The organism is Alteromonas sp. ABH4_454, assembly GCF_056311775.1.
Window position 1 is genome coordinate 4133853 of sequence record NZ_CM149972.1, and the last position, 20803, is coordinate 4154655.

Consider the following 20803-nt stretch of genomic DNA (forward strand, 5'->3'; position numbering starts at 1 on the left):
TCTCTTTACCGCTTATCTAAGTTTGAGGGTAGCAAGACCCACCAATACCAAAATGATTGAAATGATCCAAAAACGCACAATAACGCGTGGCTCTGGCCAGCCCTTCAATTCATAGTGGTGGTGAATAGGCGCCATGCGGAAAATTCGCTGACCACGCAATTTGTAAGAACCTACCTGAAGGATGACCGACAGGGTTTCCATAACAAAAACACCACCCATAATGATTAACACCAGTTCCTGACGCACTAGTACTGCAAGCACGCCTAATGTGCCGCCTAGTGCTAGTGAACCAACATCGCCCATAAACACTTGTGCTGGGTACGTGTTAAACCATAAGAAGCCTAAGCCTGCACCGACCATAGCGGTACACACGATCACCAGTTCGCTGGTAAGCGGAATATGGGGAATGTTCAGGTATTCAGCAAAGTTCGCGTTGCCTGTCACATAGGCAAAAATGGCAAATGCGCCTGCCACCAAAATGGTAGGCACTATGGCAAGTCCATCCAATCCATCAGTAAGGTTTACCGCATTACTGGTCCCTACAATGGCAAAATAGGTAATGATAATGAAGAATGCACCTAACTGCGGAAACACTTCTTTAAAGAAAGGCACCAACAGTGAGGTTTCAGCGCTTATCGTTGCGCTGCTGTATAGATAGAACGCGACCCCTAATGCAACGACCGATTGCCAGAAATACTTCCAGCGCGCGATAAGCCCTTTCGAGTCTTTGCGGATCACTTTTCTGTAGTCATCAACAAACCCAATAATACCATAGGCCACAACCACGGTAAGGGTTACCAACACATAACGGTTAGTCAGGTCAGCCCAAAGAAGACCACTTACTACAATGGCCGCAAGGATCAGCAATCCGCCCATGGTGGGTGTACCGGATTTTGATAGATGGCTTTGCGGGCCATCGTCACGCACCGTTTGACCAATTTGCATACGCTGCAAATAGCGAATCATCTTAGGGCCAATAAGAATGGCAATAAGTAACGCGGTCAGCGTGCTTAAAATTGCACGAAGGGTAAGGTATGAAAATACGTTAAACCCTGAATCGAATTGTGTCAGCCAGTCGGCTAGCCAAATTAACATGCTATTCGCTCCCGACGGCTATCGTGCTTTCCCAGCGCAGAGGCCTCTACCGCCTCTACCACACGCTCCATTTTGGAGTCTGCGTGAACCTTTAACTAAAATTGAAATATCGCGCTGCTGCACTAACAAATCACTCTCCATTGCGGCCAACAAACTTTCAACATCGCTGAAATGGCCACCATTTTCATTAAACACAGCACTCGCTGATTGACTCAAAACACCCATGGTATACAGGTAATTAATTCCTTTTTGTTTAGCGTATTCCCCTACCTGCTCGTGGTAATAACGCGCCTTTTCGCCCAGCTCTTTCATGTCGCCTAATACAAGAACGCGGATGCCTGAAAAGCTACTTAGCGTATCAATTGCTGCATTAACAGACGCAACGTTGGCGTTGTAGGTGTCATCTAACAGGCGAACTTGTTCGGTAAGCTGTTTTACATTCAAACGACCGCTAACTTGCTTCATGGCAAGTAAGCCATCGCGTACATTTTCTAACGTGGCTCCAACTTGTAACGTTAGCGCAGCAGCAACAAGGGCATTACCCACGTTGTGAACGCCTGGAATTGTTAGTTGAATAGACATATCACCTTGCTGGCAAACCAAGTGAAATGCGGCGCAGCCATCTAATCCAATGGTGATATCTTCTGCTCTAAAGTCGGCATTATTTTTCTGCTGCGGGGAAAACGTAAGCGTTTTAGTCTGTTTAAGTTTGCCTTGCCAAAATTCAGCGAACTGGCTATCAACATTGACTACCGCCACGCCATCACTGCCTAAACCTTTAAAAATTTCACTCTTAGCACGTGCAACGCCTAGCAAGCTTCCAAACCCTTCTAAGTGAGAGGCAGCAGCGTTTACGATAGTGGCGACATCTGGTTTAACAAGGTTCGTGGTATAGGCAATTTCACCAATGTGATTTGCGCCTAACTCCATAACCGCGTATTCATGCTGAGGCTCAAGGCGTAGAAGCGTTAGCGGCACACCGATATCATTATTGAAGTTACCGTTTGTGGCTAATACATTGCCTCTTCGCTCCAAAATAGCGGCACACATTTCCTTTACGGTGGTTTTACCGCTGCTTCCCGTAATCGCAATCGTTTTAGGCGCCACAGAAGCTTTCACCGCCGCACCTAACAGGCCAAGCGCTTCTTTTGTATCTTCAACCATGATGACAGGTAACGTGGTCGCTACGTCTTCGCTGGCAATAACCGCGCTAGCGCCTGCTTTCTCAGCCGTTGAAATAAAATCATGGCCATTAAAATTCGGGCCTTTCAAGGCCAAGTAAACTGCGCCATCTTCTAGAGTGCGGGTATCGGTACTTACTGCAGACACTTCGATGTCAGCAGCACCTTTTAATAATTTTCCGTTAACCTTTTCGGCTATCCATGACAGCGTTGTTGTTATCATTTGCTGTACTCCTGTTGCAGTCGCGCCACAACTGCACGTTCGTTATAGTTAGTCTTTTTGTCACCGATAATTTGGTAATCTTCATGGCCTTTCCCGGCCACAATGATGATGTCGCTTTCATGCGCATGCTTAAGGCAGTGGCGAATAGCTTGCTCGCGATCGGGTATAGACACGGCCAGCTCAGAATTTTTTAAGCCCGCGATGATGTCCTTGGCAATAGACTCAGGGCTTTCGCTTCTGCTGTTGTCGGTGGTGATCACGATAGCGTCAGCACCAACCTCGGCAGCCTGCCCCATTAGTGGTCGCTTACCTTTGTCACGGTCGCCACCACAGCCAAACACACACCACACTTTGCCTGTAGTATGGAATTTTGCGCTTAACAGCACTTTCTCGAGAGCGTCTGGCGTATGCGCGTAGTCCACCACCACGTTAGCAGCACCCGTTACAGGGAAAACTTCCATTCGCCCGGGTACAGGCGTGATTGCATTTACCGCGTTAACCACGTCATCAAAACGTTCACCTTCAGCGAGTAACGTACCTATAGCACTAAGTACATTGCTGATATTGAACTTTCCAAATAGTGGCAGCGAAATAGCAGCGCTTCCCCACGAACTTAACAGTTCAAAGCTACATCCACCTGCATGATAAGAAGCATTTGTGGCGAAACAATGGCGACTTTGAGGATTGTTATGCTCTCGCAAGAACTCACTTTCACCGCTTCCATCCAGACCACTTTCATCTATACCTGTCCAGACGCGTGTAATCGTCTTATCTGCTGCACCATCCCACTTCTTACTTTCATCGTCGTTAGCGTTTAACACTACAACTTTCAAACCCGGCTGTTGAAGTAGCAAGCGCTTGGCTCTGCCATACTCTTCCATTGTGCCGTGATAATCTAAGTGGTCACGAGTAAGGTTGGTGAAAACAGCGATATCGGTTTTTACTGTACCAAGACGTCCTTGAACCAATGCGTGAGAACTTGCTTCAAAGGCCGTATGGCGCACTTCGCTTTGCACAAAGTCTGCCAACAAATATTGCATACGTATGGCATCGGGGGTGGTATTTGCCGCTGGCGTGTTCGACCACTGGGTTTCATCGCCCTCAAACACACTACTTCCTAAGGTTCCTATGCTCGCGCAACGGGTACCTAGCGCGCTCTTTAACTGGGTAAGCAGTTGAACTGTAGAGGTTTTTCCATTAGTTCCTGTCACTGCTACCGTCGTCATTTTCTGGGCAGGGTAGTCATAAAACGCAGCAGCCAACGCAGAGAGCATTTGCGGTAGTTCATATAGCGAAATGATGACGCTGTGGTCGCGCATTTCCATTTGACCATGAGCGCTACTGTCTTCAGTTTGCGCCAGAATTACACGAGCCCCTAAACTTATTGCCTGGGGTATAAAATCGCGACCATCACGTTCATGCCCTTTAACTGCAACAAACGCTAAGCGCGTATTCACTTCACGGCTATCTAACGTTAAACCCTCAATGCGGATATCGGGGGCATCTACACCAAATTTTGCTAACAAGGCTTTAATACTTTGAATAAAGGCACTAACTACCACTTTGACCTCCTTTCAATAAGCGACTTGACGTAACCTGCTTGTCATCGGGCGTAACGTTTAACATGTGCAGTGCACCACCCATAATCGATGAAAAGACAGGTGCAGCGGTATCCCCCGCGTGATACAAATCACCGCCGGGTTCGTTGATCAACACAATAGTCACTAGTCTTGGGTCAGACACAGGTGCGATACCGGCGAAAATATTGACGTACTCTTCCCCGTACCCGCCAGCTACCGCTTTGCGGCTGGTACCTGTTTTGCCCGCTACCCGATAACCTGGAACTGCAGCTTTGGTTGCCGTGCCACCGCGCTGGGTTACGCTTTCCATCATTTGAACAATGGCTTTTGCGTTTTCTTCGCTGATCACACGCTCTGACTGAGCTTGCCACGAAGGTTGTTCTGGTGACTTGATTATATTAAGTGGTGTTTTTGTACCGCCGTTTGCCAATGTAGCGTAAAGACGCCCCAACTGTGCCGTGGTTACAGAGATACCGTATCCAAACGACAATGTGGCTAACTCAAATTCAGACCAGCGACTACGCTCGTGGAAAATACCACTGCTCTCGCCTGCCATGTTCAGCCCGGTATCGCTCATAAGGCCCATGTTGTAGTAGGTATCAAGCAAAAACTGTTTAGGCACAGACAACGCCAGTTTAGATGTGCCCATGTTCGAGGAATGCTGAATAATTTCTTCTAGCGTTAGTTCGCCATAGTTGCGTGAGTCTTTTACTAGGCTACCGCCTAAACGCATCCAACCAGGGTGGGTGTTTACTGAATCTTCAGGCTCAACTTCACCGAATTCTAATGCAGTAAGCACTGCCAGTGGCTTCAATGCTGAGCCCGGCTCGAACGCGTCAGTAATAACCCGGTTACGCATTCTATGCGCAGACAATTTGCTTCTGTCGTTGGGGTTAAAGGAAGGCGCGTTAACCATAGCCAATACATCACCGCTTTTTACATCGATAACGATGGCTGAAGCCGAACTTGATTGATAGTAAATCATGGCTTCTTTAATTTCTTTGTAAGCAAGTGCTTGAATGCGCTGATCGATAGTCAACTGCAGGTCGCCGGCTTTTTCACCAGATTTAGTTTCTAAGATTTCTACCTGACGGCCTTTCGCATCGCGGCGTATTTTACGAGAGCCAGGCGTGCCCGTTAGCCACTCGTTATACATGCGCTCTAAGCCTTCAACGCCGGTGTCGTCAACATCGGTTACCCCAATTAACTGGGCTGACACCTCACCGGTAGGGTAATAACGGCGGCTTTCACGGCGAAGATAGATACCTGGGATATCAAGCTTATCAACGTATTCTGCCATGGCGGGCGACACTTGGCGCTGTAAGTAGACAAAACGGCGCTTGGGGTTTGCCACTTTATCTTTCAATTCATTTACGTCTTGGCGCAGTACATCTGCCAGCGCTTCCCAGCGGCGTTCTTCCTCGAAGCCGTTGTTCTCATGGATAATCTTAGGGTCTGCATAGATGGCGCGAACAGGAACACTTACCGCTAACTCAACACCGTTTCTATCGGTAATAAGCCCGCGATAGGTCGGCATATCTCGGGTTCTAAGCGTGCGATTGTCGCCTTGTTGAATAAGCTCATCAGGTTCGATAACTTGAATGTAAGCTGCGCGTGCGGCTAACACACCAAACACTAGCATGATCACAATAAGCACAACCACAAAACGCCAGTGTACTAGGCTTGGCGTCACATTTTGTTTTGCGCCTGTCTTGTTGCGCTTACGAGAAAGTGCAGATGTACTCATTTCAGCCTCACCACTACTTCATCGTCTGCCGTGGCACGATACATTTCTAACTGCTTTTCAACCAGGTTTTCTATGCGGTTATGCTCGGTCAAAGCCCGTTGTTCAAGCACCAGGTTTCGCCACTCGACATCAAGCTCATCTTTCTCTTGCATAAGGTCTTCAAGGGCGATGACCTGCTGTCTGTTGTGATGACTGCTAAGCGTTACCGCCATAGCACTTGTGATAACCATTAAATACAACAAAACCCGCAACTTGTTGCGGGTCAAATCTGAAACAATAATGAGCAGTAATTTGAAATTAGTGCTGGCCTTGTCTGGTATGGCTTTGGTCATAACTTTTCTGCCACACGCAATACCGAACTGCGGGAGCGAACGTTGTTCGCAATCTCCTGTTCTGAGGGTTTTATTGCTTTACCCAGCGCTTTGAGCACTTTATCTGCATCTATTTCAGCTTGGGTTATCGGTAAATTGTGCGGTACAACTTTCCCTTTACTTTGATCCTTAATGAAGCGCTTTACTAAGCGGTCTTCTAACGAGTGAAATGAAATAACGGCTAATCGGCCTTCTTTTGCTAACACTTGTGTGGCAGCTTTAAGACCCACGCGAAGTTGCTCTAGCTCAGCATTGATATAAATGCGGATACCTTGGAATGCGCGGGTTGCAGGGTGTTTGAATTTGTCTTTTACAGGTACGGCTTCATCGATGATTTTGGCAAGCTGAGCAGTACGGGTAATAGGTGTATCTTTACGTGTGTTAACAATAGCGTGAGCAATGCGCTTGCCGAACTTCTCTTCGCCAAACTCTTTAATGACCTGTGTTATGTCTTGCTCTTCTGCGCTAGCCAACCAGTCTGCAGCACTTTGTCCTCGAGAGGTATCCATGCGCATGTCAAGCGGGCCGTCGCGAAGAAAGCTGAAGCCACGTTCAGCATCGTCAAGTTGAGGTGAAGATACGCCTAGATCCATAAGCACACCGTCAATCTTACCGGTTAGCCCTAGCGCTTCGATTTCTTCTGCCATATCACCAAACGGTGAATGGATAATGCTAAAACGCTTATCTTCAGCGAAGCGTTCTGCCGCTTTGATTGCTTGCGGGTCACGGTCAAAGGCGATGAGTCGTCCATGTTCACCTAATGATTCTAAAATATGCGCTGAATGCCCACCACGTCCAAACGTAGCATCGATATAAATACCGTCCGGTTTGATCGCTAGCGCTTCAATGCACTCATCAAGCAGTACTGAAATGTGTTTAAATTCGCTAGGCTGCGTCATAGAGAAAAGTCCTGTAATCGTTCGGTAAGTTCAAATTCGCCTTTGCGTTCGGTGTCTATATCAGCTTCAACTTGTTGTGCCCAAATATCGGCATCCCAAATTTCGAATTTGTTTAACTGACCAACTAACATGACTTCTTTTGAGAGTTTTGCGAAACTTCGCAGTGGAGTAGGGATAAGAATACGTCCGCTTTTATCCATCTCGCCTTCTGAAGCATAACCTAGTAGCAATCGCTGCAAGCGACGCTCGGCTGGGATCATGCTTGAAAGTTTAGAGAGTTTTAGCTCAATCTCTTCCCATTCGGGAAGTGGGTAAAGCAGCAAACAACTTTGTTGTGTATCGACTGTGCAGACCAGTTGTCCCTGACAATCATCCAGCAGCGACTGACGATACTTCGTCGGTATAGCCAGTCTGCCTTTTGTATCCAGATTGATTGCGTTAGCGCCGCGGAACATTCCCCTAGCCTTTTATTATTTGCTCTTGGTTTTCTTGTTTTTTGAGTACTAATCTGCAAAGTGATGATGATTTGATCCACAATTCGCCACATTTACCCACTGAGATACAGTTTAGGTACCAATGATCCCCACTGTCAAGTAGAAAAGAGGCGTGAAAGCCGCATAAACACTGGGATTAAACTGGTTGGATATACAGTATTTTTAGGAAGTGTATGATTAGGCGCGTAAAAAAGATTAAAAAATATTCAGGTAGGCAAAATGAAACTTAAAATTTATCGATGAACGGCTGTTTGTATCTAATTTAAATGCGTTGGTTAGGTTAAAAGCAGTATCTAGGAATAAACGCAAAAAATGAACTACCAACCGAAGTTGATAGTTCATTGTTAATATTCGCTAGTTATCGATAGTTGATGGCTGAATTACTTTAAAAACGGTAAGAAGCTGTAAGCGACGCTACATCGCTTTCGATATCGCTATCAATATCTGTTTCATAGCTTGCCGCTACTGAGAATTGTTCATTCACCCAGTAATCTAAAGCCACCCCTACAGTTTTTAAGTTGTCAAAGCCGTCTGGCGCATTGGTATAGCTATAGCTTCCTTGAACACTTAAACCTGGGCTAAAGAAGTATCGTGCACTTCCTGATAAAACATCAACATCGTCTGCTATGTACTGGGCGGTGAAGTCCCAGCCAGTTCCCCCATTACCTACCGTGGTGTAGCGAGTAAATACAAGTGGTGAGGTTTCATTCTCACTTTCGCTGTAGCTATTTGTACCGTCATTAATATCGTAGCTGGCGCGCTGATAAATTACCCCTGCACCAATTTGCCATTGACGGGATAAGTTAAATCCTACTTTTAAATCGATATTGGTGTAATCCTCATCAACAAAGTCGTCGTCAAATTTACTGTGGGCGCCTTCAATGGCTAGCATCCATGTATCGTCGAAATAAAAAGTAGTGCCTAAGTTAAACACGTCGATACCGTCTAAATTAGCGTATCCACCAGACAGACTTGATACTCGCTGCAGATAAGGATTAATAAGGTAAGCGCCTCTGTTGCCACTCACCTCATCAAGGTAGCGCACATATCTAGCACCGTAGAGGTTATCATCTACCCCTTCAAAATCGACAGCAGTAACTTGTACTTCGTTTTGTGTAGCGGCATGTACTGCTGAGACTGAAAATACTGAAGCCGTTATGAGTGACAGTGCAGTTAGCGTTGTTGAAAGCTTATTAGATTTGATGTTCATGTCTTTTGTCCTTAAAAAATGTGTTGGGAACGATGTGTAAGATAAAGTATTAAAACTTAACGGTTTCTGAACGAAACATGACGAAGTCTGAACGTAAATTTAAGGTACAAAAAAACCCGCAACTTTGCGGGCTTTTAAACTTAAAAATGGAGGAGCGATTACGCGTTTGGCGTCGCTTCCGCTGGCGCTTGTTCCGCTTTAACAGCAGAAAGCTGCATGTTGCGAATTGGGTTTTCTGTATCGTTTGAAAGCTCAACAAGACGATTAAGCTGACCCACTGACATCATTATCGCATAAATTGCACCTAGGAAGCCTTGCTTGTGTAGCTCAAGTACTTGCTCTTCAGGTAGCTCAAGAAGTTTCTTCTCGTTAATGCTCATCATGCCAGTAACATTGCGCTGCTTACCGTCTTGGTAAGTAAGACGAATTTGAATTGGGTCAAGTAGGTCTAACTCAACAACTTTAGCTACAAAACGCTGTGTTAGCATTTCGCTATTCGCTAGGTCTGCTAGGAATTTCTGACGGTTATCTAGGAACTCGCTTGCTTCACCAGCTTCAGTGAATAGCGCTTGGCCTTCATCAGAAATAAGGTCAGAGTTTTCATCAATATAAACCCCAAGCTTGTCGCCGTCTGGACGTACGTCGAACGGGTAGCGAAGGATGTTCATTGGAACGTGAGGACCTTTCCAGCTGTCGCCAGTTAGGAAAAGGTTTTGACCTTGCTCCATACCAAGCATAGTCACAACGTGGTGACGCTTAGATGCAGTGTCTTCAATGAACACTAGCGGCATTGTTGCAGCTAGTTGTGCAAATTCACGAATAGTTGCTGCTGCAAGATGTGTGTTTTTCGCAAAGCTGAAAGATGTGTTTACCGCAACCTTTAGGTCTTTATGCTTTTCTTTATCTAGCGGTACAAAATTAATAGCCATATTTATTTCTCATACTTGTTAGCTGTGGCCCCGGCTTAATTGTGTGAGAAGAGCGGGTGCCACTAAAAAATTACGTCGGCCGCGCTGATGCACACGCGCTGATGCACAGTAGTCATCGATAATTGGCGGAGCGCTTGGGAGTATCCCGTATTCGCGCAATGAAGTCACGCAGTCTTCACCATAACAAGTTTTAAATTTTTATTGCAATGTAAACTTGAGGTAAACAAGCACAAGCGCTCTAAAAATGAGCAATATCGACTAATTTAGGGATGTACGTGTTCAATCTGAGGTAAATGCATAGCAAGTAAAAGTCTATTGTCGCGGTGTGCATAATCCTTTAGTCTCGTATTGCTACTTAGTTAGCGGTTGTTGACCTAAGCGACAAAAAAACAAAATAAGGATTTTCTATGAAGGGGCGCTTCCCACTCTCTACTTGCGCATTACTTATCTCTGCGCTTTTTGCTTCACACTCTTCTCTTGCTAAGAGCTCAACTTATTCAGCATCTGAAAAAGCTATCACGATCGCACAAGAAACCATTATTGTAGATGGTCACATCGATGTACCTTATCGCGTAAAGGAAAAGTGGGTTGATGTTACTAAAGCCACTGAAGGTGGAGACTTTGACTACCCTCGCGCAGTTTCTGGCGGCCTGAACGCCCCCTTTATGAGTATTTATGTACCTGCCAGCTTGGACAATTCGCCTGAATCTACCCAACTTGCCCATGAGCTCATCGATTCAGTAGAAGCCATTGTTGCCCGCGCCCCGGATAAATTTGCCATTGCTAAAAGCCCTTCTGACGTAAAAGCCCAATTTGAAAAAGGATTAATTTCATTGCCAATGGGCATGGAAAATGGTTCTCCTATTCAAGGTGATTTGGCGAATCTAACGGCTTTTTACGAGCGCGGCATTCGCTATATTACCCTTGCTCATAGTCAAGCCAACCACATTTCTGACTCTTCATATGACTTGCGTAGAAAATGGAAAGGCTTAAGCCCGTTTGGCAAAACCCTAGTGGGCGAAATGAACAACATCGGCATCATGCTGGATATTTCCCATGTGTCTGACGACGCCTTTTATCAGGTTATTGAGTTAACAAAGGTGCCAGTCATAGCATCGCACTCTTCACTGCGCCGATTTACTCCTGGCTTTGAGCGCAACATGGACGACGAGATGATCAAAAAACTCGGTGAAAATGGCGGTGTAATTATGATTAACTTTGGTTCAAGTTTTGTGTCTAAAGAAGCGGGCAAATGGCGTAGTGGCCTTACTGCAGCGCGCAAAGCCTTGGTTGAAAAAGAGGGTGAAGACAGCCCTAAGCTAGAGAACTTTGAAGAGAATTATCGCAAAGAAGTGCCTTACCCTTATTCAACCCTTGATGAAGTGCTTGACCATATCGATCACGTGGTAAAACTGATTGGTGTTGATCATGTAGGTATTGGTTCAGACTATGACGGTGTAGGTGACTCATTACCCATTGGGCTTAAAGACGTGGCGAGTTTTCCAAACCTAGTACAAGGGTTGCTGGATAGAGGTTATAGCCGTACCGACATTGAAAAGATATTGAGCGGAAACCTTTTGCGTGTTTGGCAACAAGTGGAAGATTATGCGGAAGATCAGGCGGCATCGCATTAGTCGCGCGACGCCTAAAAAATGATGCGTAGGGAAGCGTGTTATCGCTTCCCCATGCTTTATCTAGTCTATTGCACTTTCAATCTTGCACTTTCAACTCCATTATTTCTTGCTTGACACAATTAAGTAAAACGCGCTTGGCAATACCAACAGCGTTAATACCAGTGCACTCGCCATACCGCCTACCATAGGCGCCGCAATTCGCTGCATCACCTCACTTCCGGTTCCAGTGGCATAAAGCACAGGCAACAAGCCAACAATAATAGAAAGCGATGTCATCATAACAGGGCGAAGCCTTGCCGAGGCGGCATGGACAATAGCCTTTTTCACAAGCTCATCTTTTTTGGTGTTGCCACTTTCTGTTGCGTGCTTAGTAAGTGCTTCTGATACATATTGGTTTAGATAGACCAGCATGATAACGCCTATTTCTACCGCTACACCTGCTAAGGCAATAAACCCAACACCTACCGCCACCGACAGATTGAAGTTAAGAAGGTAAAGCAACCATACACTGCCCACCAGCGCCAACGGTAAGGTAGCAAGTATGAGTGCCACATCGCGAAGACGTTTAAATACCAGATAAAGCAAAAGGCAGATAATGGCTAACGTTAGCGGTATAACCACCGACAGTTTTGCTTTCGCGCGCTCAAGGTAAGCAAACTGCCCCGCCCAGGTAATTGAGTATCCAGTGGGTAAATCAAGGTTCTGTGACAAATGACGTTTCGCGCTATCTACATAGCCCCCTAAGTCAATACCTGTGGCCGAGTCTGACGAGATATCAATGTATACCCATCCGTTTAATCGGGCATTTTCGCTTTTAATTCCGGCTGGTCCGTCGTCAATACGCACGGTCGCGACATCGCCAAGGGTAATGTGAACACCGCTTGGCGTAACGAAAGGCATGGATGCTAAAGATTCAGGCGTATCGCGGTAGTGCTGTGAAAAACGCATGGCAATAGGAAAACGCTCACGCCCTTCCACTGACTGTGTAACTACTTTGCCGCCCACTGCCGAAGCTAGAATACTGTGAACATCGTCTATCGTCATGCCGTAACGCGCCGCCAACTGCCTGTCGATATCGATATAAACATAACGACCACCAACCACCCGCTCAGCATATACTGATGCTGTGTTGGGCAGGTCTTTAAGCAGTGTCTCTATATCCTTTCCGATGGCTTCAATGCCCGCAAGGTCAGGCCCCGCAATCTTGATCCCAACCGGTGTTTTTATCCCGGTTGCCAACATGTCGATGCGGGTTTTAATTGGCATGACCCACGCATTGGTCAGCCCAGGAAATTGCACCAGAGCGTTAAGCTCTTCTTTGAGCTTTTCAGTGGACATGCCTTCCCTCCACTGGGCTTTCGGTTTAAGCTGAATGAAGGTTTCAATCATGGTCAATGGTGCAGGGTCTGTGGCCGTATCTGCGCGCCCAATTTTCCCGAATACCGTTTCAACCTCGGGTAAGGTTGCAATAAGCTTGTCCGTCTGCTGTAAAAGCTCTCTGGCTTTACCCACTGAAATACCCGGGTAGGTTGTAGGCATATACATCAAATCGCCTTCGTCCAGTTCGGGCATAAATTCACTACCTAGCTGGCTTAACGGCCAGTACATGGAAAGCAACAAGCAAAATGCCCCCGCCAAGGTGGTCCGTGGGTAGTTAAGCAACCGCGTCAGCAATGGCTGATACACACGTTCTAAAACTCGATTTACCGGGTTCTGGGCTTCAGATCGTATTTTTCCGCGTACAAAATAACCCGCCAGCACAGGAACTAAAGTAATTGCCAGCGCCGCAGCGGCTGCCATAGCATAGGTTTTGGTAAAGGCAAGAGGCGCAAAAAGACGCCCCTCTTGCGCTTCCAATGCGAAAACAGGAATAAAGGATACGGTTATAATTAGGAGCGCAAAGAATAATGCTGGGCCAACTTCGGTGGTCGACTTAATCACCAGTTCCCAACGTTTAGCTGCCGAAAGCTTTGCAGATGTTGGCGCAGAGGCTGGTGTAGATGTTCGCGACTGGGCACTCCCTGACCCCTTTTGACTTGCTGAATCCCTTTGACTCGCTGAGGCTTCCTGACTTGCTGAGCCCCCTTGACTTAAAAAAGCAGCATGCTGATGAATATGCTTGTGTAAATTTTCAACCACAACAATAGCGCCATCCACCATTGCACCAATAGCGATAGCAATGCCACCTAAAGACATGATGTTGGCATTAAGTCCCTGCAGCTTCATTACGATAAAGGCGGCGAGAATACCAATAGGCAAACTGATTAGCGCAACCATAGATGAACGTATGTGAAACAAGAAGATAGCGCATACCAAACCAACAACCAGCAATTCCTCAACTAGCTTATTGGTGAGGGTATCGACGGACTTATCAATAAGGGTGGAGCGGTCGTAAACGGGGACTATGTTCACCCCTTCCGGCAAGCTCGCTTTTAAAGAATCCAGCTTAGCTTTAACCGCATCGATAGTGGCTTTTGCGTTTTCGCCGTAGCGCATCACTATAATGCCACCCACGGTTTCGCCATTCCCGTTTAGTTCAGCAATACCGCGGCGCATCAACGGGCTTTCTACCACTTGAGCTACATCGTTAATCGTTATGCTAACGCCGTCCTTGATAACGCCTGTGGGCAACGCCAGTATGTCATCAATGCCCTGAATGTAGCTTTGCGCACTAACCATGTACTCGGCTTCCGCCATTTCAATAACCGAAGCGCCTGATGCGCGGTTACCCCGCTTAAGGGCAATTTCTATCGTGGATGGCTGAATGTTATAGGCACGTAATTTTTCAGGGTCGACAATAACTTGATATTGTTTAACCATCCCTCCAACAGACGCCACTTCAGATACGCCTTCAACCGACTGAAGCTCAAACTTTAAGAACCAGTCTTGCAACGCCCTTAACTCACCAGCATCTAGCGCATTTGGCTGACTAGCATCGTTTTCCAGCGCATAAATGTAAACCCAACCTACCCCTGTCGCATCTGGACCTAGCTGAGGTGTCACCCCTTCTGGAAGTTGCGAAGACGCTTGGCTTAGGTATTCCAGAACGCGGCTTCGCGCCCAGTACATGTCTGTATCATCATCAAAGATTATATATACGTAGGCATCGCCGAAGAATGAATACCCTCGCACCGTTTGTGCGCCAGGCACTGACATTAGCGCAGAGGTGAGAGGAAAGGTCACCTGATCTTCCACCACTTGTGGCGACTGACCGGGATAGTTTACTTTCACTATGACTTGGACATCAGATAAATCAGGAATAGCATCCACAGGCGTGTTTTTCACCGCCCAGACACCCGCAATACTGAGCATAATAGCGCTCAGCAATACCAGTATTCTATTGTTTACCGACCAGCGAATTACCGATTCAATCATGGTGCATATGCTCCTTATGATTTATCGATTTTTGTTCTGCCGACTTATGCTCCATCGATTTATGCTCCATCGATTTATGCTCCATCGATTTATGAGCCATTGACTTATGAACCATTGACTCGTGAGCATCGCTTTGCTCTTCATCGCCCTTTAGGTCGCCAGAGTCATGTTTATGATTACTGTAACCTGAGTCATGCACCATGCCCTTGTCCATTGCATGTTCACTTCGCTTTCGCATATCAATAACCGTGAACGCTTCGCCAGTCACAAAGGTGAACATGATGTTGTCACCTTCTTTGAACTGAGATAAGTCAATATGCTTTGAAACCGCAAATGACATTGTCGCAGGTCCCCGTCCCCATTTTTCAATTGGACCGCGAGCAATCACTATTTTTGCGTTATCCGAAGCTCCATTTGTTTCGGTTTCAGCAGTCAATTCAATTGCCTCAATAGTACCTGTCGTCGTGGCCTGGTGATCGGGCGCTTTCATTCGCTCAAAGTCACTGCTTTTCGACGACTCTGAATCAATTAAAAATTGTGCTGATACCACCACATCATCCTCTGGCAGCAAACCTTCGACGACTTCAAAATGCGTACTATCGCTTTGCCCCAGTTTTACGCGTACCGATTTAAAATTTCCGTTACCACCACTCAACACCACCTTGGCGCCTTCAGACGTGCGAATAACTGCGCTACGCGGTACTAATAGAGCGGGCTTGCGCTGTAAAGGTTTTAGAGAAACCTGCGTGAACATATTAGGCTTTAATATGTGGTTCTCATTAGCCAAGGGAATGCGTACCTTCAAGGTTCGCGTTACTTTTGATAAAGAGGGATAAATATACTCAACGTGGCTTTCCCATTTAGCATCGGCCCCATGGGACATTTCATCAAGGGTAATTACAGCGCTATTATGAGGCGCTATGATTTGCGCGTATTTTTCTGGCACCTCAGCAATCACCCACACCGTATCCAGCTGTGCGATGCTCATTAAGGTTGTCCCGGGCTGAACGTAAAATCCTTCCCTGATATTCAGCGCTTCTACCACACCGCTTTGCGGCGCGTTAAATGTAACGGTTTGTGTTACCCGTCTAGTTTTTTGCAATGCATCAATAACGCCCTTTGATAGCCCCAGAGTTTTTAGGCGCTCTGCTGCGCCTTCAATTAAACGTGCGTCTCCTCGCTTAAGGGCTAAAACGTATTCTTCTTGTGCACTAACTAATTCTGGCGAATACAGGGTATAAAGTGTCTGTCCTTTTTCAACTTGCTCACCTTGAGATTTAATGAAAAGCCTGTCGACCCAACCTGATACTCTAGGGTGGATGTGCACAATACTCTCTTCATCGTAGGCAACGTTGCCTACTGCCGTTACGGTCTGTTGAAGTGTTCCAATGGTAACGGGCGCGACTTTAGCCCCCATATTGTGCTGAACATTTGGCGGAATCATTAGGGTACCCGGCGTACGCTCATTGCTTTGCGCTAATGTTGCTTCCTCAGTGGCGTATACCGGCACCAAATCCATTCCCATCGGTGACTTTCCCGGTTTGTCACGGCGATAGCTGTCATCCATAGGCGCTACCCAATATAAAGGGGCTTTATTGTCAGATTCGTCGCTGTGGGCATTTTTATCGCTGTGGGCACTTTCACCATTTCCAAGTTTTGATGAATCAGCCAACAATGATGAGGCAAAGCCGAACGCTAACAGGCCGCCGATTAGCAGACCTATTAGCAAACCTTTTATAAGTGTGCTTTTTGTATCTGGAGCAGGGTTTGTTGAAGACGTCATATTAACTACTCAATATTCGAAAAATGGGCGTGAGTGGGCAGGTACAAATAAGCAAGTGACGCCAGTGTCTTGGCGCGTTCGATGTCAATTTTGAGTAAATCATCCTGCACCTGTACTTGCTTGAGGTTGGCATTAACCACATCACTGATATCACCGGTGTCTGTGGTATAAGCTGTCAGTTCAGCCTCAGAAAGTTGCTGTGTTTCACCAATTAATGCCGTTTCATAAAGCGCTTTGCGCTCACTTAGCGCTGACAAGCGTGATTTAAGCACCTCTGCATTCGCGGCAAGCTCGTTCACTTTCAAACGGAAGTCCGTTTCAGACGCACTCATTTTGGAAGCCGCCGCCGCTATTGAAGCGTCTTGGCGAGACTTATTGAAAAACGGAAGGTCTACTTGAACACCCAGTGACACAAAATCAGCCCGGCTTGCGCCGTTTTGCGCGTCTTGTCTGTATCCATAACTTGCTTCAAATGCCCACTGAGACTTAGTTTGCTCTCGCGCTATGTTTACATTTTGCGCTTCTACCTGGGTCTGAATTTGAAGTAGCATAGCCTCAGGATGATGCTGTAGTATTGAAAAAGGCTCACTGTTCTCAATAACCGTTAAGAACGAAGAAAGGCTGAGGCTGCTGTCGTTTAAGATAGCATCGATCTCGAAGCGCTTTGGATAAGAAGGCGTTGATTCTTGCGTTGATTGAGCCAGCGGTGCGCTTACAGAGTCATCTAGCGGCGTGATTACAGAGTCATCTAGCGGTGCGCCGAACCATTTTGAAAGTGCCGATTTCGCTTCATTTCTTTGCTGGTATGCCTGCACGTATTTATCGTCTAAAGACAACAATGCCAAGCGCACTTGCAGTATGTCTTGCTGCGCCGCTGCACCAACGCCTTGACTGTATCTGGAGTCAGTAAAGTCGAGTAGCTGTGTAATCAGTGACTTTTCTTTGTCCAATAATCCAATGCGACGTGTTGCATAGACCCAATCTAACCAAGTAAGGGTAACTTCACGTTTAAGCCACGCCTTTCTCGCTTGGCTCTCTACCGACATTTGATCAGCCATAACCTGATACTTTTGCTGGCTGTAGAGGTTTTCATCGCCTCGCGGTAACTGCTGCTTCAAACCAACTTTAAATTGCGTCATAGGCTCTTGGTCAAATGCGAAGCCGTCGGTAGGCAAGTTTTGTACAGACGCTGAAAGCTGAGGATTTGCCCAATATGATGAGGCTTCGGCTTCTGCATTAAAGCGATCCTTGCGATGCACATTCCCTTTGAGTAAAGGGTCCTGTTGAATAGCTAACTGCAGCGCTTGTTCCAGGCTTAGGGTCTGCGCCACAACAGGCTTATTAGCCATCAAAAAAGAAGAAAGCACAAAAATTAAGGCGAACAAAGCGCTTACTTTACAAGCTCTGTCAGCGCTTTCGTTCACTTTTTTAGGTACCGAATAGTTGCTCATGTATAACATCACTTTTTAGGTGTAAGGCGTGTTGACGTTGCCCCGCTCTTCGCTAAATTTGACAAAGAGAATAAGCAAAAAGGCTTACCACGCGTTACATAGATAAAAGAGTAGAGACATCTCAAAACGACTAGACGACGTCGCTATATAAAAACGTCTCTGCTGCGAAATAAATCCGCGAGATAGATCTATGCTGTGAAAAGTGATTTAGGTGGGCGAAACTGCACGAAGTGAGGAGGTGTACACTGTCCTAGAATAGGTGCAGCTGCAGCCATTCTTGCTACCGATATTTCGGTCTCGACTGTAGGCTGGATAAGCGCACTAGCGCTAATATTAAAACAATGATCGGTTGGGCAATTACATTCGTCTTTGCAGCAAGACATGTCGCTCATCTGCGATGCTTTCACGCTATTCACGCCTGCATCGCTAACTTGTACGCCGTCGAACTGAGCGGGTTTGTTCTTGCTGGTTTTAGCACTTAAATCTGCATGTTGTGATGACACCTCGTGGTGCTGACAGTGTGTATTAGCAGACTCAGGTGATTGAACTTGATGCTTAGCATGAGGTGAATCAAATTGCGGCGTCATCGCCGACTCTGAATGGGCATGTTCATATGAATGTTCAATAGATACAGCGCTACCTGAAGACACAAGGGCCATCATTAAAAACAGTATAATAAACCACGAACTTGCATTCGCCGATTTATACCGATTAAGCGTTAAACCAATCCGAAACGTTTTCAAATACTGTACTCAGAACACTGCTGTATCGACTTAAAATTCACTCAAATAATAGCGTGATGTCACTGACCAGTAAAGGCAAGGGAGTGTTTCATCACGCTTCAAATTTACTTAAATTGCGACAAATAATCTTTCAACATCAAGCCCATTGTCGAGAACAGTGGGTTTGCTTTAGGTACCGCACATTCTTCCTGCTGATTCACCATGTTTGCGTTGAAATTCATTTTATTGAGCAAGCTTGTATTCACGACTAAATCGGCGTGGCACAACCCGTAGGATTCATCGATAACGAAAAAAGTGTTCGGACCTTTACTTGCTTCCATTAACTGCTCTATGCCGTGAATTGGCGTAGTGACATCCGCTTGAGAATGAGCGGCAAATAATGGCACTTCAATTTGCTGCCCTTCCTCGACTTTGTCGCGAATGGTGTTGATTAAGTCCATCAATTCCAACCCAGCTAAACCCGCCACGTTAGGATATTTGTAAGGGTTAGGCCCATGGGTTTGATAACTACCATCAATCACTCGCGCTAAAAGCTTAATTCCCCATATTCGAGACATGCTTTCCGCGTTATCAGACAGGGCTAGCGCACCAGAAAACAACATTAAACCGTCGATGTCGTTTACATCATTACTAGCTTCATCAAGATAGTGCTCAACCGCTAATGCCCCACCTGTAGAAAAGCCACCAACAAGCAAGGTATCGCCCATATTATCGGCCAAACTGACAACTTCATCTACATGTGACTGCCAGCGTTCAGCTAAATCCCAATCAGACATGTCATCTTCGGCGTCGCGTTTACCATGCCCAGGTAGAAGCGGCACGACTACGGTAAAACCCTGTTCAAATAATAGATTGGCAATTTCACGCATGAAGAAAGGCGAATCACTTAGGCCGTGGATAAGCACTGCCACCTTGCTGCTTGATTTGTTAGTCAGCATGAAAGGGGCATTGCCTTCATTACGCAATACGTTGCTGCAAACAGAAAAGCGATTGAGTGCTGTTTCTCTACACGGCTGGGTTTGACCCCACTCTTTTTCATAAAATGCTTTGAACTGATTTTGCAGATCTGAAAAACCTCTGCTTTTCATTTCGCTAGTATCGGGTATAGACACATTTGCAGCTATGGCCAGATTCGCGCCTAAAAGCGCAACAATACCTACAAGCATTTTTACAAAAAACTTCGATGACACCATTATTCTCCGCTACGGATAATTAATAAAAAACGGGAGCAGTTTACCATGCTCCCGTTTTTTGTACCGATTAAAACCTACAAGGTATTAACTAAAGTACGCTTCTAAATCGTCAGAACCACCGATGTGCTTACCGCCAATGAAAACTTGCGGCACGGTTTCGCGACCACTAATCGCCGTTAAGCTTGTTAAAGAGGCATCTTTGCCCAACACAACTTCTTCGTATTCATAACCCTTTTCATCTAGCAACTGTTTAGCTTTAGCGCAGAAAGGGCAGCCTGGTTTTGTGATAATAGACACAGGAGCATTAGTTTGCTCTTCTGGCGCAATGTAAGCCAACATAGTATCTGCATCTGACACTTCAAAGGGGTCTCCAGGAACATCTGGCTCAATAAACATCTTGTCCACAACGCCATCTTTCACAAGCATAGAGTAACGCCAGCTTCTTTTTCCAAAGCCTAGCTCCGCTTTATCTACTAACATGCCCATGCCGTGAGTAAATTCACCATTGCCATCTGGGATCACCGTTATGTTTGCGGCTTCTTGGTCAGCTGCCCATGCATTCATAACGAAAGTGTCGTTTACTGAGATACACACTATGTTGTCGATACCGTGCTTCGCAAACTTCTTTGCTAATGCGTTATAACGAGGTAGATGCGTGGACGAGCAAGTTGGTGTAAAAGCACCTGGAAGTGAGAACACCACGACATTTTTGCCAGAAAATAATTCATCGGTCGTTTTTGTTACCCATGCATCCCCTTCTCGACATGGAAACGACACGCTTGGTACTTTTTGGCCTTCTTTGGAAGTGAAGCGACTTTCTGACATAACAACCTCTTATCGGTAATTTCTACTGTAAATATTCATTTAAGAGTAGAAGACTAGAATGAGTCCAGTC

General features: G+C 46.1%; 15 protein-coding genes and 1 pseudogene. 1 reads left to right on the plus strand and 15 read right to left on the minus strand.

What is annotated here, in order from left to right:
• Positions 1 to 12 precede the first annotated feature (12 nt).
• From mraY to ACYX4W_RS18095, 9 genes and pseudogenes are all read right to left on the minus strand, one after another.
• The gene (gene mraY / locus ACYX4W_RS18055) at positions 13 to 1095 is read right to left on the minus strand and encodes a phospho-N-acetylmuramoyl-pentapeptide-transferase (RefSeq protein ID WP_014950432.1); all 1083 of its coding nucleotides are present in this window, start codon (positions 1093 to 1095) and stop codon (positions 13 to 15) included.
• Positions 1089 to 2499, minus strand: a pseudogene (locus tag ACYX4W_RS18060) (UDP-N-acetylmuramoyl-tripeptide--D-alanyl-D-alanine ligase). The gene mraY and the pseudogene ACYX4W_RS18060 overlap by 7 nt, the downstream one beginning before the upstream one ends.
• On the minus strand, positions 2496 to 4061 hold the full coding sequence (locus ACYX4W_RS18065; RefSeq protein WP_476074114.1) for a UDP-N-acetylmuramoyl-L-alanyl-D-glutamate--2,6-diaminopimelate ligase: 1566 nt from the start codon (positions 4059 to 4061) through the stop codon (positions 2496 to 2498). The pseudogene ACYX4W_RS18060 and the gene ACYX4W_RS18065 overlap by 4 nt, the downstream one beginning before the upstream one ends.
• On the minus strand, positions 4051 to 5826 hold the full coding sequence (locus ACYX4W_RS18070; RefSeq protein WP_474805348.1) for a peptidoglycan D,D-transpeptidase FtsI family protein: 1776 nt from the start codon (positions 5824 to 5826) through the stop codon (positions 4051 to 4053). Before ACYX4W_RS18070 ends, ACYX4W_RS18065 begins: the two co-directional genes overlap by 11 nt.
• Positions 5823 to 6158 carry a cell division protein FtsL gene (gene ftsL / locus ACYX4W_RS18075; RefSeq protein ID WP_118492788.1) on the minus strand — a complete coding sequence of 112 codons (336 nt, stop codon included), beginning with the start codon at positions 6156 to 6158 and terminating at the stop codon, positions 5823 to 5825. Before ftsL ends, ACYX4W_RS18070 begins: the two co-directional genes overlap by 4 nt.
• The gene (gene rsmH, locus ACYX4W_RS18080; protein ID WP_476074115.1) at positions 6155 to 7096 is read right to left on the minus strand and encodes a 16S rRNA (cytosine(1402)-N(4))-methyltransferase RsmH; all 942 of its coding nucleotides are present in this window, start codon (positions 7094 to 7096) and stop codon (positions 6155 to 6157) included. The genes ftsL and rsmH overlap by 4 nt, the downstream gene beginning before the upstream one ends.
• Complete coding sequence (gene mraZ, locus ACYX4W_RS18085; protein WP_024016783.1) at positions 7093 to 7551, minus strand: division/cell wall cluster transcriptional repressor MraZ; 459 nt, start codon at positions 7549 to 7551, stop codon at positions 7093 to 7095. The genes rsmH and mraZ overlap by 4 nt, the downstream gene beginning before the upstream one ends.
• Positions 7552 to 7975: 424 nt before the next feature.
• Entirely contained in the window at positions 7976 to 8800 is an 825-nt protein-coding gene (locus tag ACYX4W_RS18090; RefSeq protein ID WP_476074116.1) for a hypothetical protein, read from the minus strand.
• 158 nt (positions 8801 to 8958) lie between these two features.
• Positions 8959 to 9729: a SapC family protein gene (locus ACYX4W_RS18095; protein ID WP_476074117.1), complete on the minus strand. Its 771-nt coding sequence runs from the start codon at positions 9727 to 9729 to the stop codon at positions 8959 to 8961.
• A 407-nt stretch (positions 9730 to 10136) separates the two neighbouring features.
• Here ACYX4W_RS18095 and ACYX4W_RS18100 point away from each other — a divergent pair, with 407 nt between their 5' ends.
• Positions 10137 to 11363: a dipeptidase gene (locus ACYX4W_RS18100; protein ID WP_476074118.1), complete on the plus strand. Its 1227-nt coding sequence runs from the start codon at positions 10137 to 10139 to the stop codon at positions 11361 to 11363.
• 99 nt (positions 11364 to 11462) lie between these two features.
• Here ACYX4W_RS18100 and ACYX4W_RS18105 read toward each other — a convergent pair whose 3' ends face one another.
• The 6 genes from ACYX4W_RS18105 to ACYX4W_RS18130 all read right to left on the minus strand — a co-directional run bounded on the left by ACYX4W_RS18105 (position 11463) and on the right by ACYX4W_RS18130 (position 20733).
• The gene (locus ACYX4W_RS18105; protein WP_476074119.1) at positions 11463 to 14738 is read right to left on the minus strand and encodes an efflux RND transporter permease subunit; all 3276 of its coding nucleotides are present in this window, start codon (positions 14736 to 14738) and stop codon (positions 11463 to 11465) included.
• On the minus strand, positions 14731 to 16521 hold the full coding sequence (locus tag ACYX4W_RS18110; protein ID WP_476074120.1) for an efflux RND transporter periplasmic adaptor subunit: 1791 nt from the start codon (positions 16519 to 16521) through the stop codon (positions 14731 to 14733). Before ACYX4W_RS18110 ends, ACYX4W_RS18105 begins: the two co-directional genes overlap by 8 nt.
• Before the next feature lie 5 nt (positions 16522 to 16526).
• Positions 16527 to 17972, minus strand: a complete 1446-nt coding sequence (locus tag ACYX4W_RS18115) for a TolC family protein (RefSeq protein WP_476074121.1) — start codon at positions 17970 to 17972, stop codon at positions 16527 to 16529.
• 188 nt (positions 17973 to 18160) lie between these two features.
• On the minus strand, positions 18161 to 18631 hold the full coding sequence (locus tag ACYX4W_RS18120) for a hypothetical protein (RefSeq protein WP_476075497.1): 471 nt from the start codon (positions 18629 to 18631) through the stop codon (positions 18161 to 18163).
• A gap of 188 nt (positions 18632 to 18819) precedes the next feature.
• Positions 18820 to 19908 (minus strand): alpha/beta hydrolase, encoded by a 1089-nt coding sequence (locus ACYX4W_RS18125; protein WP_476074122.1) that lies wholly within the window; start codon positions 19906 to 19908, stop codon positions 18820 to 18822.
• Positions 19909 to 19992: 84 nt separating this feature from the next.
• Positions 19993 to 20733, minus strand: a complete 741-nt coding sequence (locus ACYX4W_RS18130; RefSeq protein WP_474805338.1) for a glutathione peroxidase — start codon at positions 20731 to 20733, stop codon at positions 19993 to 19995.
• Positions 20734 to 20803 lie beyond the last annotated feature (70 nt).

Coding starts and splice junctions, on each gene's coding strand:
- ACYX4W_RS18070 (WP_474805348.1), bottom strand. CDS start 5,826: ATGAGTACATCTGCACTTTCTCGTAAGCGCAACAAGACAGGCGCAAAA.
- ACYX4W_RS18110 (WP_476074120.1), bottom strand. CDS start 16,521: ATGACGTCTTCAACAAACCCTGCTCCAGATACAAAAAGCACACTTATA.
- ACYX4W_RS18130 (WP_474805338.1), bottom strand. CDS start 20,733: ATGTCAGAAAGTCGCTTCACTTCCAAAGAAGGCCAAAAAGTACCAAGC.
- ftsL (WP_118492788.1), bottom strand. CDS start 6,158: ATGACCAAAGCCATACCAGACAAGGCCAGCACTAATTTCAAATTACTG.
- ACYX4W_RS18100 (WP_476074118.1), top strand. CDS start 10,137: ATGAAGGGGCGCTTCCCACTCTCTACTTGCGCATTACTTATCTCTGCG.
- ACYX4W_RS18105 (WP_476074119.1), bottom strand. CDS start 14,738: ATGATTGAATCGGTAATTCGCTGGTCGGTAAACAATAGAATACTGGTA.
- ACYX4W_RS18125 (WP_476074122.1), bottom strand. CDS start 19,908: ATGGTGTCATCGAAGTTTTTTGTAAAAATGCTTGTAGGTATTGTTGCG.
- ACYX4W_RS18115 (WP_476074121.1), bottom strand. CDS start 17,972: ATGAGCAACTATTCGGTACCTAAAAAAGTGAACGAAAGCGCTGACAGA.
- mraY (WP_014950432.1), bottom strand. CDS start 1,095: ATGTTAATTTGGCTAGCCGACTGGCTGACACAATTCGATTCAGGGTTT.
- mraZ (WP_024016783.1), bottom strand. CDS start 7,551: ATGTTCCGCGGCGCTAACGCAATCAATCTGGATACAAAAGGCAGACTG.
- ACYX4W_RS18090 (WP_476074116.1), bottom strand. CDS start 8,800: ATGAACATCAAATCTAATAAGCTTTCAACAACGCTAACTGCACTGTCA.
- rsmH (WP_476074115.1), bottom strand. CDS start 7,096: ATGACGCAGCCTAGCGAATTTAAACACATTTCAGTACTGCTTGATGAG.
- ACYX4W_RS18120 (WP_476075497.1), bottom strand. CDS start 18,631: ATGGCCCTTGTGTCTTCAGGTAGCGCTGTATCTATTGAACATTCATAT.
- ACYX4W_RS18095 (WP_476074117.1), bottom strand. CDS start 9,729: ATGGCTATTAATTTTGTACCGCTAGATAAAGAAAAGCATAAAGACCTA.